Raw genomic sequence first — 14,887 nt, forward strand, 5'->3', positions numbered from 1 at the left:
AGCGGCGTTCTGTCCTGCGGTCCGTCGGCGGTCTCGGTGCAGACAATGGCGGCGAGCAGCAGCCCGGCGTCCCGCCCCGCCGAATTCCACGACGCGCGCCGGTGCCGTCGCCGACGGCGAGGGACTACGTCCGATGCGGATCGAGCAGCGACCTGTTCGCGCCGGAAGCTGTTCACGAGGTCCGATCAAGCCTGCTCATCTCGACGCGACGGGCGGCCGATCCGACGCCGATGAACCGGCCCGATGCAGGCCCGCCTGCACGATGAACACTTCTGAACAGGGAACCACAGGCAACCTCCCCCTGGACAGGCACGTCTTGTGGACAGGTCTGCAGAACGGAAGGGCCGGGCCGAACGACATAACGACATGACATACCGAAGGGATTCTGATGCGGAAGACGACTCGGACGACGACCACCCTGGCGGGGGTTCTCGGCGGCGCGCTGCTTCTGGTGGGCGGGCAGACCGTCGCAGGAGCGACGGCGACGGAGCCCGATGTCCGCGAGGGCGGCGTCTCGGCCTGCACGGCCGAGGACGTCGAGGTCGAGCTCAATCCTCAGCCCGAGCGCCCCGCCGACTATCTGCTGGCGCTGACGAACGTCTCGGACAAGACCTGCGAGTTCAGCGGCGCGCTCGGACTGGCGGGCCAGAACATGGCGGGCGAGCCGATCGACCAGGTACCCAACGACTCCGTCGACCACCCCGGCGCCCCCGCACCGATCACCCTGGCCCCGGACCACACCGCCTTCGCGGGCGTCCAGGTGGACCTCGGTGATAAGGGCGACCCGGACACCTACGTCGCCGCCGGCTTCACCGCCTCGCTGCCCGAATTCGACGGCGAGGTCCAGGCGAGGATCGTCGGCGCCGAGGACGAGCCGGTGCAGATCCCGCTCACCGGCCTGCGCGTCGGCACCCTCCAGCCGGTCACGGACGGCGTCCTCTTCTGATCGGGGCGAGTTGCCCGACCGCGTGGTCTGCCCGGTGCACTCAGCACCGGGCAGGCCTGCTCGCATGACGAGGCGGCCAAACAGATTCTCCCTTCATCAGCCCACTACTCGTCGTTTCCATCGAGTCTTTCCGGCAGATCGAACCAGGCAATGGTGCCGAAATAGACTTCCTTCCCGGCATCCGCCCAGGCATCCGCCTCAGCGAGGATGCGGCCGGCGGACTCTGCCGACGAGACTTTCCATGGGACGAATCCATTCTTTGCGAGGTCTCCGGGAACTATTTTTCCATCCCGCACCCGCTCCTCAGCAATGACAGCGGCAACTCGCAGCAGCTCATGATCATCAGCAGTCTGATCCCTGGCCAAGTACATGATCACGGTCAGGTCCAGATAGTCGTCTTCAATTGCCTCCATGACGCCTTCGACGACCTCGTCATCAACCAATTTTCCACCCTCGCGGTTGACATGAATATTGAGCCGCAGATCCGACTCGGTCAAACCATCAACAGTGGAGCCAGGTGAGCATCATACGATCGGCGCTCCATGGTGGGCTGCCTGCTGCGGAGACAGTCAAGAAACCGCATCCAGATGAGTGCGAACACACTCAACTTCGGAACTGCGACGTTCTCTTGCATCTCACCCGTCGACCGAGGCTTGAAAGTCAAGGATCTCCGCCGCTGACGGCGGCGTCGAGTGCGATCAGAGAACTGCGGAATAAGCCCGCACCGATTCGTCGAGCCGGGTTAGGAGCAGACCTGCGGACTCCAGTTCGTCGGCCGCCCGGCTCAGTGCGGCGACGGCTTCCCACGCCCGATCGTCCGACCCGCCGTGCCAACTTCCGCGAAGCTCCGCGCCCGCCTCGATACCCGCTGCCCGGTTCGCGACCGACCGGGCGCCGGGCAGATCAGTGACCGCCATCGTCAACCGATCGAGAATCTCACCGGCCGAGTGCATACGCCCCCCAGAGCCGTCTCCTGGCCGCCCCCGGCACGCCTGATCGACCCTGCTGGCGTCTTGACCGGCGGTGTTCCCGTCGATAACCGATCACCAGCAGTCGCACTCTTCGTCCTCCTTGTCTCGTGGCAGCCGATTCATGGCTCTGCCCGCTGCTCATCACAGCCCCCTTCAGAAACCGAGCGATCACGATCTGCGGCGCGAGCCGCGATGCGGCTCAGCAGATCGAACCAGGCGATGGTGCCGAAGTGAATCTCCCTTCTTTCATCTGCCCAGCTGTTCGATTCCGAGGTGATGCGATCAGCGGATTCATCAGGCAGGCTGAGCCAGGGAAGAAATCCATCTCGGGTGAGATCGCCCGGAACTATACGTCCTTCTCGCACGAGCTTGTCGGCAACGGTCGCCGCAATCCGCAGCCGCGCCGGCGAGTCACCAGCTTGATCTCGAACATGGTACATGATGACGGTCATGTCCAGATAATCATCCTCGATCGCCTCCATGGCGCTTTCGATCACTCATGTCGATGTAGTCGTCGCCAGCTGCTTCAAACACACCCGCAATGATCTCTTCATCAATCAATTATCCACCCCCACGATTGACACCCACCTCAACGGTCTAACCTTATTCACTCGGCGTAGCAGCATCGCGATCTGCGGCCCGCGCAGCGATTCGACTCGGCAGGTCGAACCAGGCAATGGTGCCGAAGTGGACCTCCTTCCTTTCGTCGGCCCAAAGATTGGATTCTGAAGTGATTCGATCAGCCGATTCATCAGGCGAGGTAAGCCAAGGATAAAACCCCTCCCGAGTGAGATCTCCTGGAACTATCCGCCCCTCCCGAACCAGTTTGTCGGCAACGGTCGCCGCAATCCGCAGCCGCGCCGGCGAGTCATCGGCCTGATCTCGAATATAGTGCATTATATCGGTCATATCGATATAGTCGTCCTCCGCAGATTCCATCACGCCCTCTACGATCTCATTATCGATCACGGCGTCCAACCCTCCCGATTAACGTGGATCTTCAGCTTCACGTCTTGCTCAGTCCTGATGTCGATAGTCGGATCAGGCGAACTTGTTGACTTCGTTCGGTATCCAATTTTGGTCGCATCAGGCAGCAAGACCATGACACCATCGTAGCGGGGTAGATCAAGTACAGTACCTCCCCGTGAGAGAGCATTGAATATCTCCAGCAACTCCTCCGTGCTTCGAACCTCACGGATTGGCCGTTTCTTCGAACCACGCGGCTTACGGCCGATTCCCTTGCCTTCGCTACGAGCGTGATCGGCAGCAGTCTGCCCCTTCCAATGGCCCGCCCCTGCCGTGCCATCCGTGATTGATGCGATTACGTTGAGGTGCTGGTGGATCTCGCGGAGCTCCTCGGGACGCAGGCCGGTCAAGGCCGCGCGAAGCCGGGCGATCACCTCGGGCATCGACGTCATGCGCACCCACCCGGCCACGACGACGGCAACAGCACAGCCAATGACCTACCCCCACGTGATCACGTCAGCGATCCATGGTCGCCCGCCCACCCCGGAGATCGTCAAGGAACTGCACCCAAACAGGTGAAGACACACTCAACCTCGGACCTGCGGCATTCTTCGAATCCCGCACATCCACCCCACCCGAGGCGAAACGCACCTCGACACAGTTGGCATTGTTCCCGCCGCTGCGGCTGCTCTTGAACCACGCTCTCTCAACTGGCACCGTCCAGCTCCTTCACGCAACGTGTCAAAAATTCTCGGGATTGATCCGGACCCAATGCGACCGCTCGCAACCGATCGAAAGCGTGGATACAGGCCGCGATATCCTCGTCAGCCTTGAGGTAGACCCCACCCTCGATAAACGTAGACTGGTAGACAGTGTCTGGCGCCTTCGCCCCGAAGCGGAAGATTGCCATCGAATCGCCCAACATCGGGTGGTCCGCGATCGACAGCGGCGCCACCTGAATGGTGACGGTCCGCTGATTTTCGATGACGAGAAGCAATCGGCGAATCTGGTTTAGTAGGATAGTCCGACTACCCAGAGGACGACGAAGTGCGGCTTCACCGATGACGAACCACAACCGAGGCGCGTCTTCACGGGTGAGCAGCTCCTGACGTTCCATACGGAACTGGACGAGGTTCTCGACCTCGATGGGATCATCTGCTCCAATGGCAGCCCTGGACACGCGGATCAACGCCCGTGCATAGTCTTCAGTCTGCAACAGCCCCGGAATGATCTCGCCCTCTGAGTAGTAGATCTCGCTGGCGAACGCCTCGTGGTCGCTGAGGCGTCGGAAGGCTCCTGGCATGACATCGGAGTGCATCCGCCTCGGCTGGCGCTGCCGCGCTACCTGAGCCAGGTCGTAGATCTCGGGACGAGCTTCGGCTGGGACGCCGTAGAGATCAAGCAGGGCGTCGACCTCCAAGCGCTTCAGCGGTCGACCACCGCCCTCCATCCTGCTGATCACGCTGCTGTCGCATTCGAGGACGGCTGCCGCATCCTTCTGCTGCTTACCTGCGGCCTTACGGAGCCTGTTCAGTTCAGCGCCGAGCTGGCGACGTTCGATCGTCTGCCGAGACCTGCTGCTCATCGTCGGTTTCCCCTCCGGTGTCGATCGGGTGATCAAGGCCAGTGTGCCGAGGGAGCGACGGAAGGCAGCACAAGTTCACCCTTTCAGGGTCGTGTGCCACGTGGCACGTGAGGGTTAAACTCGGCCCAGTCGGAACCGGTGGCCGATCTCTCCCTCATCCGGTGGTCGGCGGCAGTCTAGCGAGACCGCCGCCGCCTGGATCACGGCTGCTCTTCTGACGATCACCGCCCAGTCTTCCCCTGCCAGGAGGTCGTCGTCATGCGGATCGGATACGTGCTTCACGAGTGCTTCAAGAGCAGCAGTGGCGCTCGCGAATGGGATCGCCTCCTCGGCGTCCAGGTGGTGGTCGATCTCGACCCCCAGAACCTCGAACGGGCCAAGGAGAAGCTGGCGCCGTGGGCACTGGGCGTCCTCGCCGAACATCGGTGCGACTTCGGGCTGTTCGAGGCGCAGCTCGCCGTCCTCGACGAGGAGGACGAGCCGGGCCGCTACTTCCGACACTGCTATCTCATCGGTGCCGGCGCAGGCGCTAAGGCGGTCCAGCTCGAGGACAGTCCCAGCGAACCCGCCGAGATCCTCCGCCTCGCCTACGAGGACGAGGCCGTCGAACGGGACCTGACCGCCCAGGCGGCCCTGCTCGACAAGGCCGGTTGAGCAGCTGATCCGAAAGCGGTCGTCGGCCTGCGGCGGAACCGATCGCCGCGAGCTCCTGGAGATCAGCCCGCTCACGCCGCACGCAGACCGCCGCAGGCAGGCCAGTTGTCGCGGAAGCCCGGCGCCGGCCTGTCGGGCACCGTCAACACGGCAGCTCCAGCCCGCCACGCTGGCGCGGAAGCCCGGTCGACACTGCTCCCGCTCACGACATCGCCCCGAGCACGATCGCCGGAGGCATCAGCCTGCCTGCCGAGGATCACGAGACGGCTCGAAACGGCGAGGCCTGCGAGTCGGGCCAGACCGACGATTCCGGCGGTCCGGCCCGTCCGGCCTCAGCAGCGAGCCGCCGGAGTCCCCGCCGTCAGGTGGAAGTCGGCCCGCTCGTCGAGCAGCAACGGGATCAGCTCACGCAGCGGCTGTGCCATCGGCACCAACACACCGTCCCGACCGCTCCAGCTCCGCACGCCGTGCGTCGCCAACGTCGACTCGACCTCGGTGAACTGCTCGGCGGTCAGCCGGTAGCCGCAGATCCGCTCGGTGACGACGTCATCGGGCGCGGGCTCCTCGTTGTCGGCCCCGCCGAAGTAGATCGGTCTGTGGTTGAGATAGCCCGCGGCCCGCGCCGCGCCCGTGGTCAGGCTGATCCGCGCGCCCCGCTCGCGCAGCATGTCGAACGCGCCGGCCAGCCCCGCGAGCTGCGAGTCGACGCGACGACGGTTGTTCACCGCCGGATCGGCCAGCTCCTCCTCGGTCAGCGCGGTGGTCCTGGTCTCGACGAGGATGCCCACCGCGTCCTTGATCCCTGCGGTGTTGCGCAGGATGCGCTCCTGGCCGTCGCCCGCGACCTGTTCGATGGGCTCGCCGGTCTCCGGATCGACGTGAATGCCGTAGATGCCACTGGTGAAGCCCGCCGTCTCCACCGCAGGACGCACGTACTCCTCGGAGAGCGCCTCGGACTGCGCATGAACCCGGTCGTCGGTGTTGAGGTTGCGCGGCCACAGCGAGAGGAAGTCCCGGTCGTACACCGGCGGGCGGGCGCCGTACTCGTGCAGGTCGTAGACCAGATCCGGTTCGTGGTCCCGGAGAAGTTCCGCGATGGTGCGCGCCTCGGGGGTGGTCAGCGCGATGTGGTCGCGGTTGATGTCGATGCCCTCGCCGTTGCCTCGGGTGTTCGCGACGAAGCCGTCCGGGTTCGCGGTGGGCACGAACAGCAGCTCGGTGGTCCGGAGCAGCCGTTGCAGCTCCCGATCCTCGGTGAAGGCCAGATCACGGATCGTCGACAGGCACGCCTCGCGGCCCGAGGGCTCGTTGCCATGCTGTGAACACAGCAGGAGGGCGGTGGTGCGGGCGGGCGCTAATCGGGGGCCGCCGATGCGCACCAGATTCAGCGGCCTGCCCTGGACGGAGGTGCCCGCCTGCTCGATCTCGATGCCTCGGCCACGGTCGGCGACCTCGGCGAGGAAGGCGATCTCCTCGTCCTCAGTGGTCCAGGCAGCACCGTCGCTCAGTTCGAAGCCGGTGCTCGGCGGCTCGGCCGACGACGGAGACGCGCCGCCCGCCTGGGTCTCGGCCACGGCGGTGGCTCCTGATGCGGCGAACAGGCCTGCGGCGAGCAGCCCGGCCCCCAGGCGTCTGACGAGGGCGGCGCGTCGTCCTCGGGGTTCTCGGAGGGTGGACACGATGTTCTCCCTTCCGTGCCGGGGGCGGCCCGGCATCGAAAAAAGAACATCAAGAAGCTCGTTGCCCGGTCAAGCTAGTGACTTCGCCGCGTTCCCCGGGTCGGCCGAGGCGGCGCGCTGGGCCCGTGCGGCGCGCGCCCACTGCAACCAGCCCTGGACCACCAGCACGGCGAACACCACGTACACCAGTGCGCTGAACCATAGCCCCGAGGCGAGCTGCAGCGGGACGCCCACCGCATCCACCGCCAGCCAGACGAGCCAGAACTCGACGAGGCCTCGGCTCTGCGCAAGGAAGGCCACCGCCGTCCCGACGAAGATCCACGCGTCCGGCCATGGCGCCCAGGACGCGTTCAGCGAATCGAGCAGCAGCGCGAAGGCCGTCGTCCCCCCGAGCATGAGGCCCAGCAGGATCAGGCGCTCGACGCCGGTCGCCGGGCGGACGGCGATGCCGTAGACGGGATCACGCCGCCTGCTCCAGGCCCACCAGCCGTAGATCGAGATCGCCAGGATCACGACCTGCCGGGTGGCGAGTCCGCCGAGCTGCGCAGAGAAGTAGACGCTGAACAGCAGCACCGTGGCGGCCACCTGCACCGGCCAGGTCCACAGTGTTCTGCGCTGCGCAAGGAAGACCACCGCCAGCGCACAGAGCTGTCCGATGAACTCGGCCCAGGACACCTGTTGGCCGAGCAGCACCAGGTGGTGTTCCAGCAGCAGACTCATCTCGCGTCCTCCTCGCAACCCTCTGCCACCGGGGGTCGCGAACGCGAAGCCGACGGCGCACGACGGCTCCGCCGACTCGCGTGCGCCGCCTACCATCCGGACTTTCACCGTCGGTCCCGGAGTTCCACCGGGTCAACCGTCGCGGCCGAACAGCAGCCGGACGGGTCGCGGACTGTCACCGCCGGTTCGGACTTCCACCGACCCCGGAGCGCACGTCGTCTGGTCAGCCAAACGACGAACGGCCCGGCGGCATTCCGTCGACCTCAGCCCACATGATGTGAGCTGAGACACTTCCGCCTCACCCGGAGATGGGCGGAGCGGCGACGAGAACACCGCCGGGCCGTCGGCCGACTCGGCGAGGAGCCCCCTCGATCAGGTCGGCTGGCCGCCGGAGTCGAACGGGTCGGCGTCACCGGGCCTGCGCCGGGGACGGCCTGCAGGCCGGTCGCGCCCCTCCCCGACACCGCCTGCGCCGCCGCCACCCGCCGCGGTCGCACCGCCTGCGCGCTGGCCCGCTCCGCCGCTGCGGGCGGTCTCGTTCTCGAAGTGGTCCAGCCAGGTCACCCACCGCTGCTGAGCAGGCTTGATGAGGCCGCCGCCCAGGCCGACCACCAGGATGCCGCCGATGGTGGCCAGCACCGTGATCAGTACCGGCAGCGTGACGGTGACGGCGATTCCGAGCTGGTTGAGCGCGGCGATGACGCCCAGCGCGACAAGGAAGACGAAGGACAGCGTGCCGAGCAGATGTCCGTAGGACCGCCCGGCGAGCGCGGAGCGGATCAAGTCTCGCACCACCCGGCCGATGGCCGCCGCGATCAACAGCAGGATCAGTGCCACCACGACGCGCGGGATGTAGACGATGACCTGGTGGAGGAGTTGGCTGATGGCATTGCCGGAGCCGAAGACGCTGAACGCGATCTGCAACGTGATCAGCATGATGAAGTAATAGATGATCTTGATGATGATGTCGCCGAGATCGACCTTGGACTTGCTGAGCATCCCGGAGAGCCCGGTCTTCTCCACCAGCCGGTGGAAGCCCGCGCGGTGCAGCAGCAGCCCGAGCCCCTTGGACACTCCCTTGGCGATCAACCAGCCGATCAGCAGGATGATAAGGAAACCGATGAATTTGGGCACGAACGTGGCGATCATGGACCAGGCGTCCCCGAGCCCGCTGCGAATGTTCTCGCCCACCGCTTCCTCCTCGTCAAGCGACTTGTGTCTTCCGTCTCCTCCAGATCGTTTCCTGATCGACCCGCTGACGCCGTCATCGCCACGCAGCACGAAAGGGGGAAATCGCGTCGGGACCACGATAGATCGAGCGATCGAGGCAGCCGGGCCACCGTACCGAGGCCGCCACCGCCCATGACTTTCGCAGGTCAGCGGGCCGCAGCCACGGCGGCGAGCCGAGCAGGCGCCACGTGGGGGAACCACGAACTCATTCGCGTGCCTGCCCGGGTGCAGCCCGGCGGGCTCTCAATTCATCGGGAGCGCGAAGCGAATACCACAGGAACTCCGAATCCGCCTGTTCGGCGATGCGACCCCGAAATCGGGCGGACTCGGTGCAGCCCCGGAGCCGCACCTGTCGCGGCCATTCCCGGATTCCCGAAAAGGGTCGCGGAGTCGGAGCGAGTGCTGCGGCAGCCACCGCAGGCCGGCCGGTCGACGGCCGCCGCGCACCGAGCGCCGCGATCACACGCCGTCCCCAGCCGCCCCGGCCTGCCCGCGCTCGTCCTGGTGGACGACCACGCCCCGACGTCGCCAAGGGGTCACCCTCGCACTCGGCAGGCTCGGCCGCCCGATCCGACCGGCGGCAGTGCGTGCCGCCCCGAACGAGCACCGGCTCACCCCGCCGCCGGGCGCACGGCCTCGGTCGCCCCCACTCGGGTGCCCGAAGCAGGTGCCGCGGGCCGAAAGACGTTCCGGGCGGTCGGTGTCCTGCCAGGCAGGGATCGGTTCGACGACGATCACGACGGGATCGACGGCGGCGGTCGGCCTGCGGCCCACTCCGGCTGACTCCGGGGACGACCTCCGGTTCGCGGGTCTCGGCACCCGTGACGGCCGAACGACGGCGGCCGAAGCATGCCCGGCCCCCTCCGCCCCGAGGCCCCCATGCGATTCTGGCGGCCATGGGCGAGGCCATCGAAGCAGGACAGGCCAGGAATGGACTGTCTGTACAGACCCTGCGCAGGCTGGAGTACGCCTCCGGCGGCCTGGCCACCGCGAGCATCGCATCGATGCAGAGCCTGCTTCCCTGGTTCCGCAGACTCCCAGCCGATCAGCGGGCCAGCATCCTGCTGATCATCCAGGCAGGCGTGGCGAACTTCATCGTCTGGCTGAGCGAGTCGGAGTCCACGCCGAGAGTGACGGCCGAGGGATTCCTGCGCGCCGCCCCCAAGGACCTGTCCCGGTGGATGAGCCTGCGCCAGACGGTCGAGCTGGTACGCATCGCCATCGACGTCTTCGAACGCAGGCTCCCCGAACTCGCCGCGGACGACGCGGAGCGGGCGGTGCTGACCGAGGGAATCCTCCGCTTCGGTCGCGAGATCGCCTTCACCGCCGCCACCTCGTATGCGGCGGCGGCCGAGGCCAGGGGCGCCTGGGACGCCCGGCTGGAGTCACTGATCGTGGACGGGGTCGTGCGGGGCGACGCCGAGGAGTCCCTCCTGTCCAGGGCCTCGGCGCTGGGCTGGGATCAACCGGTCGCCGCCACCGTGCTGGTCGGCAATCCGCCGTCGACCGATCCGCCCGCCGTGCTCTACGAGGTGCGCAGCCGTGCGGCCAGGGTGTCCCGGCCGGTGCTGCTGGGCGTGCACGGATCACGGCTGGTCGTGGTGCTCGGCGGAATGGTGGACGCGGCCGAGGAGCGCGACGTCCTGTTGAAGATCTCCGAGGGCTTCGGGGACGGACCGGTCGTGGCGGGCCCGACCGTGGAAAGCCTCGCCGACGCGCACCGCTCCGCGGAGGACGCGCTCTCCGGGCTGCGGGCCGTGGTGGCCTGGCCTGCCGCTCCTCGGCCGGTGCGGTCCACCGATCTGCTGCCGGAACGGGCGCTGGCGGGCGACCCCGGCGCCGAGCGGCAGCTCGTCGAGCAGGTGATGATGCCGCTGGCCGAGTCCAGTGGCGGGCTGCTGGAGACGGTGCAGGCCTATCTCGAGGTCGGCGGCGTGCTGGAGGCCTGCGCGAAGACCCTGTTCGTGCATCCGAACACCGTGCGTTATCGGCTGCGCCGGGTGGCGGAGCTGACCGGGTACAACCCGGCGGATCCCCGCGACGCGCTGGTCCTCCAGGTCGCTCTCAAGGTGGGCAGGCTCGCGCACGCCCGAGGGCTGTGGTGAGCCGCTGATCGCCGCCGCCCGGCGGCAGATGTCGCCGCGCCCCGGTCGAGACTGCCCGGTGTGATGCGCGCGCCATTGCGGGTGAACGCCGGCGCGACACGCTCGCCCCGGTGCGGCGCGGTCCGCAGGCACCGGCGATGCCGTCGTCCGCACCCGCGAGGTGCACCGCCCGGACGTCGTCCGGTGCACGACGGTCCCCGTCGCTCATGCCTGCGCCAGGGGTCTCCCAGCCGGGGACGAACTGCGGCAGAAAACCCCGGACGACCTCGGAAGACCCGTGGTCGGGAACAAGGAATGACCGTCTCACGTCGCAGGAGTCGTGACCGCCTTGTAGGAACCCCACAACGAAGGGCCTGGGACTTCGTCAGCCACAGCATCACAGACCAGCAACGCGGACGTGTTCAGTGAACGGGTGATCGCACTGCTCGCGCCAGGACAGGGTTCTCAGTCGCCCGGCATGCTGACCCCGTGGCTGGAGGCCGAGGGTGCCCGCGAACAGTTGGCCGACTGGTCCGAGGCCACGGGTCTCGACCTCGTCCGGCTGGGCACCGAGGCCGACGCGGAGGAGATCAAGGACACTGCGGTCACCCAGCCGCTGGTCGTCGCGCTGACCCTGCTGGCAGCCGAGGAGCTGTGCCGCCGGATCGACCTGCCCACGAACCTGACGATCGCGGGCCACTCCGTCGGAGAACTCGCCGCAGCGGCGCTGGCGGGGGTGTTCCGGCCGATCGACGCGGTACGTCTCGCGGCGGTACGCGGCCGGGAGATGGCCGACGCCTGCGCGTTGGAGGCCAGCGGGATGTCCGCCGTGCTGGGCGGCGAGCCTGACGTGGTGCTCGCCAGGCTGGCGGAGCTGGGGCTCGACCCGGCGAACCGCAACGGCGGCGGCCAGATCGTCGCGGCGGGCCCGCTCGATGCGCTGAGCGCCCTGAGCGAGGAACCGCCGGAAGGCGCCAGGGTGCGACCGCTGGCCGTCGCGGGCGCCTTCCACACCCGGTTCATGGCCCCTGCTGAAGAGGCGCTGCGCAAGCACGCCGAGTCTGTCGAGGTCGCCCACCCGGTCCGCCCGCTGCTCTCGAACTTCGACGGCGGAGCACAGGACGACGGCGCCGAGATCCTACGGCGACTCGTCGCGCAGGTCACCCGCCCGGTGCGCTGGGACGCCTGCATGGCCACGCTCGCCGATCAGGGCGTCACCGCCGTCGTCGAACTGCCGCCTGCCGGGGCGCTCGTCGGCCTCGTCAAGCGGGGCATGAAAGGCACGAAGACCGTGCCGTTGAAGACCCCCGCCGACCTGGACAAAGCCGTCCAGGTGATCACCGAACACGCCGCCGACGCCGACACCACCTCGGAGACCACTCGATGAGCGCCGAACGGCCTCGGATCACCCTGCGCACCGGACCCGCCAACACGCGCATCCTCGGTCTGGGCAGCGCGCTCGGCAATCGGGTGGTCACGAACGACGACCTCGCCAAGACCATCGACACCTCTGACGAGTGGATCCGAGAACGCGTCGGCATCGTGAGCAGGCGGCTGTCGGATCAGGATCAGACCTTGGTGAGCATGGGCGTCGAGGCGGGCTCCAAGGCCGTGGCCGACGCCGGGTTAGCAGCCGCCGAGATCGACACCCTCATCTTCGCCACCTGCACGATGCCCGGCCCGATCCCCAACGCCGCCGCGCAGACCGCGGACGCGATCGGCATCAAGGCGGGAGCGGCCTTCGATCTCAACGCGGCCTGTGCGGGCTTCAGCTACGCGTTGGGCACCGCATCCGACCTGGTTCGAGGCGGATCGGCACGTCGAGTGCTGGTGATCGGCGCCGAGCGTTTCACCGACTGGGTCGACTGGACGGATCGCGCGAACGCGATCATCTTCGCCGACGGGGCGGGCGCCGCCGTCGTCGGACCGGCCGAGGAGCCGGGAATCGGACCGGTGGCGTGGGGCAGCGCGGGTGACCTGGCGCAGACCATCCACCTTCGGGACAACCGTTTCATCTACCAGGAGGGGCAGGCGGTCTTCCGCTGGGCCACCACCAAAATCGCCCCGGTCGCCGAGGATGCGGTGGCGGCCGCGGGACTGAAGCTGTCGGACATCGACGCACTCGTACCGCACCAGGCCAATCTCCGCATCGTCGAGTCGATCGCCAAACGGCTTCGCGCCAAGGGCGCACGGGAGGACCTGGTGGTCGCCAGGGACATCGTGCACACCGGCAACACCTCGGCCGCCTCGATCCCGATCGCGCTGGATCACATGCGCGCCGCGGGTGAGATCTCTCACGGCGACGTGGTGCTGCTGATCGGCTTCGGCGCGGGGTTGTCCTACGCGGGGCAGGTGGTGGTGTGCCCATGAGGCGCTTGACGCACCTCACCTGCTCGTCTGATACCGACGGGTAAGCCCCCGGCGTGCAGGCCACGCCCCCGTGGTGCGCCACACTGCACGCTGTCGTCTTCCGAGTAGGCCTGCCTGGCCGACCGGATACCAGCACAGAGGAAAGGGAAAGTCTGTGTCGAACGAGGGAACCACCTTCATCGCCGACGGTCTGGCCGCGATCGTCGAAGAGGTCGCCGGTGTCGCCGCTGACGACGTCACCCAGGACAAGTCCTTCATCGACGACCTGGACATCGACTCGCTGTCGATGGTCGAGATCGCCGTGCAGGCCGAGGACAAGTTCGGCGTCAAGATCCCCGATGACGAACTCGCCAACCTCAAGACCGTGGGCGATGCGGTGAAGTACATCGACGACAACAAGTGACCGACAACGACGTAGTCGTCACCGGGCTCGGCGCGACGACACCGCTCGGCGGTGACGTCGCGTCCACCTGGGACGCCATGCTCGCCGGACGCAGCGGCGTCCGGCAGATCCCTGCGGAATGGCCGGAGAAGTACGACCTCCCGGTTCGCATCGCCGCCCCCCTTGCGGTGGAGCCGACCGACGTGCTCCCCAGGGTCCAGGCCCGCAGGCTCGACCGCTGCGAGCAGGTCGCGGTCATCGCGTCGCGGCAGGCCTGGGCGGACGCCGGGTCTCCCGAGGTCGACCCGGAACGACTCGCCGTCGTCGTCGGCACCGGCATCGGCGGGGCCATCACGCTGCTCGACCAGGACGACCTGCTGGAGCAGAAGGGCCTGCGGAAGGTCTCGCCGCTGACCATCCCCATGTTGATGCCCAACGGACCGGCGGCCGCCGTCGGTCTGGAACTGGGTTCGCAGGGCGGAGTGCACGCGCCGGTCTCGGCCTGCGCCTCCGGCGCCGAGGCGCTCGCCTGGGGCTGGCGGATGCTCAAGGCAGGCGAGGTCGACGTGGTCGTGGCAGGCGGGGCCGAGGCAGTGATCCACTCACTGCCGGTCGCGGGATTCGCCCAGATGCGAGCGCTGAGCACCCGGAACGACGAGCCGGAGCGGGCCTCTCGGCCGTTCGACGCCGACCGGGACGGATTCGTCCTCGGTGAGGGCGCGGGCATCATGGTCCTCGAGCGGGCCGACTACGCCGCCGCCAGAGGAGCCCGCGTCTACGGCAGGCTGGCGGGCGTGGGCACCAGTGCCGACGCGTACCACATCACCGCCCCTGAGCCGACCGGTCGCGGCCAGTCCTCGGCCATCCAGAAGGCACTGCGCTCCGCGGACCTGTCGCCGTCCGACGTCGATCACGTCAACGCACATGCGACGTCCACTCCGGTGGGCGATGTGGCCGAGGCGGTGTCGATCAAGTCATCGATCGGTGATCACCCGGTGGTGACGGCACCCAAGTCGTCGATGGGTCATCTGCTCGGAGCGGCGGGCGCGGTCGAGTCGATCATCGCGCTGCTCTCGCTCTACCACGGCGTGATTCCGCACACCCAGAACCTGGAGAACCTCGACCCCGGCGTGGAGCTGGACGTCGTGGCGGACGCACCCCGCAAGGGCACGTTCACCGTGGCGGTGAACGACGCCTTCGGGTTCGGCGGACACAACGTCGCGCTCGCGTTCACTGGTGGAAGCCCCGGCCTGTAGCAGTGCGGGCGCCTGCGAGGAGTCCTCGCAGGCCGCGTCGGAGC

Annotated in this window: 17 protein-coding genes and 1 riboswitch; of the genes, 7 read left to right on the plus strand and 10 right to left on the minus strand. The window is 67.6% G+C overall.

What is annotated here, in order from left to right:
- The first annotated feature begins 388 nt into the window (after positions 1-388).
- Positions 389-946, plus strand: a complete 558-nt coding sequence (locus UA75_RS26095) for a DUF4232 domain-containing protein (RefSeq protein ID WP_075742503.1) — start codon at positions 389-391, stop codon at positions 944-946.
- Positions 947-1,050: 104 nt separating this feature from the next.
- Here UA75_RS26095 and UA75_RS26100 read toward each other — a convergent pair whose 3' ends face one another.
- The 7 genes from UA75_RS26100 to UA75_RS26125 all read right to left on the minus strand — a co-directional run bounded on the left by UA75_RS26100 (position 1,051) and on the right by UA75_RS26125 (position 4,468).
- A complete protein-coding gene (locus tag UA75_RS26100; protein WP_157434442.1) occupies positions 1,051-1,443 on the minus strand; it encodes a hypothetical protein in 393 nt (130 codons plus the stop codon).
- A gap of 201 nt (positions 1,444-1,644) precedes the next feature.
- Positions 1,645-1,863, minus strand: a complete 219-nt coding sequence (locus UA75_RS26105) for a hypothetical protein (RefSeq protein ID WP_157434443.1) — start codon at positions 1,861-1,863, stop codon at positions 1,645-1,647.
- Between the two features lie 173 nt (positions 1,864-2,036).
- Entirely contained in the window at positions 2,037-2,414 is a 378-nt protein-coding gene (locus UA75_RS26110) for a hypothetical protein (protein WP_157434444.1), read from the minus strand.
- Between the two features lie 106 nt (positions 2,415-2,520).
- Entirely contained in the window at positions 2,521-2,886 is a 366-nt protein-coding gene (locus UA75_RS33455) for a hypothetical protein (RefSeq protein ID WP_157434445.1), read from the minus strand.
- Positions 2,883-3,335: a hypothetical protein gene (locus UA75_RS33460; protein ID WP_157434446.1), complete on the minus strand. Its 453-nt coding sequence runs from the start codon at positions 3,333-3,335 to the stop codon at positions 2,883-2,885. Before UA75_RS33460 ends, UA75_RS33455 begins: the two co-directional genes overlap by 4 nt.
- Positions 3,336-3,399: 64 nt before the next feature.
- The gene (locus UA75_RS26120; RefSeq protein ID WP_075742507.1) at positions 3,400-3,600 is read right to left on the minus strand and encodes a DUF397 domain-containing protein; all 201 of its coding nucleotides are present in this window, start codon (positions 3,598-3,600) and stop codon (positions 3,400-3,402) included.
- A complete protein-coding gene (locus UA75_RS26125; protein ID WP_075742508.1) occupies positions 3,590-4,468 on the minus strand; it encodes a helix-turn-helix domain-containing protein in 879 nt (292 codons plus the stop codon). Before UA75_RS26125 ends, UA75_RS26120 begins: the two co-directional genes overlap by 11 nt.
- Positions 4,469-4,726: 258 nt before the next feature.
- Here UA75_RS26125 and UA75_RS26130 point away from each other — a divergent pair, with 258 nt between their 5' ends.
- Positions 4,727-5,122, plus strand: a complete 396-nt coding sequence (locus tag UA75_RS26130; RefSeq protein ID WP_075742509.1) for a hypothetical protein — start codon at positions 4,727-4,729, stop codon at positions 5,120-5,122.
- Positions 5,123-5,454: 332 nt separating this feature from the next.
- On the opposite strand, the gene UA75_RS26135 is transcribed toward UA75_RS26130, so the two are convergent.
- From UA75_RS26135 to UA75_RS26145, 3 genes are all read right to left on the minus strand, one after another.
- Positions 5,455-6,801 carry a M14 family metallocarboxypeptidase gene (locus UA75_RS26135; RefSeq protein WP_232237454.1) on the minus strand — a complete coding sequence of 449 codons (1,347 nt, stop codon included), beginning with the start codon at positions 6,799-6,801 and terminating at the stop codon, positions 5,455-5,457.
- Positions 6,802-6,870: 69 nt separating this feature from the next.
- Entirely contained in the window at positions 6,871-7,521 is a 651-nt protein-coding gene (pnuC, locus tag UA75_RS26140; protein ID WP_075744229.1) for a nicotinamide riboside transporter PnuC, read from the minus strand.
- A gap of 80 nt (positions 7,522-7,601) precedes the next feature.
- Positions 7,602-7,737, minus strand: a riboswitch (FMN riboswitch).
- Between the two features lie 156 nt (positions 7,738-7,893).
- Positions 7,894-8,712, minus strand: a complete 819-nt coding sequence (locus UA75_RS26145) for a mechanosensitive ion channel family protein (RefSeq protein WP_075742510.1) — start codon at positions 8,710-8,712, stop codon at positions 7,894-7,896.
- A 935-nt stretch (positions 8,713-9,647) separates the two neighbouring features.
- Between UA75_RS26145 and UA75_RS26155 the strand changes: the two genes are divergently transcribed.
- The 5 genes from UA75_RS26155 to UA75_RS26175 all read left to right on the plus strand — a co-directional run bounded on the left by UA75_RS26155 (position 9,648) and on the right by UA75_RS26175 (position 14,843).
- Positions 9,648-10,856, plus strand: coding sequence for a PucR family transcriptional regulator (locus tag UA75_RS26155; protein ID WP_075742512.1), 1,209 nt, complete (start codon positions 9,648-9,650; stop codon positions 10,854-10,856).
- 397 nt (positions 10,857-11,253) lie between these two features.
- On the plus strand, positions 11,254-12,222 hold the full coding sequence (locus UA75_RS26160; protein ID WP_083683631.1) for an ACP S-malonyltransferase: 969 nt from the start codon (positions 11,254-11,256) through the stop codon (positions 12,220-12,222).
- Positions 12,219-13,205, plus strand: a complete 987-nt coding sequence (locus tag UA75_RS26165) for a beta-ketoacyl-ACP synthase III (RefSeq protein ID WP_075742513.1) — start codon at positions 12,219-12,221, stop codon at positions 13,203-13,205. The genes UA75_RS26160 and UA75_RS26165 overlap by 4 nt, the downstream gene beginning before the upstream one ends.
- Before the next feature lie 154 nt (positions 13,206-13,359).
- On the plus strand, positions 13,360-13,608 hold the full coding sequence (locus UA75_RS26170; RefSeq protein WP_075742514.1) for an acyl carrier protein: 249 nt from the start codon (positions 13,360-13,362) through the stop codon (positions 13,606-13,608).
- A complete protein-coding gene (locus UA75_RS26175; protein ID WP_075742515.1) occupies positions 13,605-14,843 on the plus strand; it encodes a beta-ketoacyl-[acyl-carrier-protein] synthase family protein in 1,239 nt (412 codons plus the stop codon). Before UA75_RS26170 ends, UA75_RS26175 begins: the two co-directional genes overlap by 4 nt.
- Positions 14,844-14,887: the final 44 nt, after the last annotated feature.

It is taken from the genome of Actinoalloteichus sp. GBA129-24 (genome assembly GCF_001941645.1).
Taxonomy (GTDB): domain Bacteria; phylum Actinomycetota; class Actinomycetes; order Mycobacteriales; family Pseudonocardiaceae; genus Actinoalloteichus_A; species Actinoalloteichus_A fjordicus.

Bases quoted from the DNA above. Each gene is read 5' to 3' on its own strand.
- UA75_RS33460 (WP_157434446.1), bottom strand. From the start codon at position 3,335: ATGACGTCGATGCCCGAGGTGATCGCCCGGCTTCGCGCGGCCTTGACC.
- UA75_RS26130 (WP_075742509.1), top strand. From the start codon at position 4,727: ATGCGGATCGGATACGTGCTTCACGAGTGCTTCAAGAGCAGCAGTGGC.
- UA75_RS26155 (WP_075742512.1), top strand. From the start codon at position 9,648: ATGGGCGAGGCCATCGAAGCAGGACAGGCCAGGAATGGACTGTCTGTA.
- UA75_RS26165 (WP_075742513.1), top strand. From the start codon at position 12,219: ATGAGCGCCGAACGGCCTCGGATCACCCTGCGCACCGGACCCGCCAAC.
- pnuC (WP_075744229.1), bottom strand. From the start codon at position 7,521: ATGAGTCTGCTGCTGGAACACCACCTGGTGCTGCTCGGCCAACAGGTG.
- UA75_RS26105 (WP_157434443.1), bottom strand. From the start codon at position 1,863: ATGGCGGTCACTGATCTGCCCGGCGCCCGGTCGGTCGCGAACCGGGCA.
- UA75_RS26125 (WP_075742508.1), bottom strand. From the start codon at position 4,468: ATGAGCAGCAGGTCTCGGCAGACGATCGAACGTCGCCAGCTCGGCGCT.
- UA75_RS26095 (WP_075742503.1), top strand. From the start codon at position 389: ATGCGGAAGACGACTCGGACGACGACCACCCTGGCGGGGGTTCTCGGC.